Origin of the sequence: Pseudarthrobacter sp. AL07, assembly GCF_029960665.1 — a bacterium.
GTDB lineage: Bacteria > Actinomycetota > Actinomycetes > Actinomycetales > Micrococcaceae > Arthrobacter.
Map to the genome: position 1 here is coordinate 1 of NZ_JASBRB010000085.1, position 764 is coordinate 764.

Annotated in this window: 1 protein-coding gene; it reads right to left on the minus strand. The window is 68.1% G+C overall.

Features of this window, described 5'->3' with window-relative positions; translation table 11 throughout:
• Positions 1–467 (minus strand): transposase (locus QK290_RS18510; RefSeq protein ID WP_282332132.1); only part of this gene is annotated, 467 nt, incomplete at its 3' end.
• Positions 468–764: the final 297 nt, after the last annotated feature.

Consider the following 764-nt stretch of genomic DNA (forward strand, 5'->3'; position numbering starts at 1 on the left):
ACGTTCGCGGTCCGCTCGACCGTCATCTGGTCCCGGGCCGCCACCAACACGCGCAGGGCCGCGCGTGTCCCATCGTCCTGACGCGGGTGACGCAGCGCTGTGACATCGGTCGACAGGGCAGCGGTGGCGATCGCCTGGGCGTCCAGCGGGTCCGACTTGCCCAGCCCGCGGCGGGCCCGCGTGTTCGTTCGCGGAGCTTCGACCGTCGGATAGCCCGCCTCCGCAGTCATGCGGGCCAGCTTGGCGCCATAGGTGCCGATGCCCTCGATCGCCCACAGCGTGGAGAGGTCCCCGACGGTGCGGCGGCCCGCCCAATCGATCGCCCGCTTCATGACGGCGGCAGTGGCTGGGAACTGCTCGCAGGCGAGCTGCTCGCCCGTCGACGCGGACACGACGGCGAGGGTGTGGGTGCGGGCGTGGGTATCCACGCCGATGACGAATGGGTGTGCGTGCGCGACGATGGTCAAGGTGATCGGATTCCTTCCATGAGGGGCAACAGTCCGGTCGCAAAGCGGCCGACGTCGGTCTGGGAAGAGATCACTCCAAGGCAGTACTGTGACGGGCCACAACCCCAGGGGTTGGGCAATCCTCTGATCAAGCCATTGAGGTGGGCCAGGTCGGCGTCGGCCGCCCACCCCGGTACGGGCAAGTCGCTAGGAAGGCACGCGATGCGCGGCCAGTCGGATATCGAGCCACAACCGGGACAGGCAACCAACACCAACCCTGCCAGCCAGTCCCAGACCAGCCACATCAAGACTCACAGT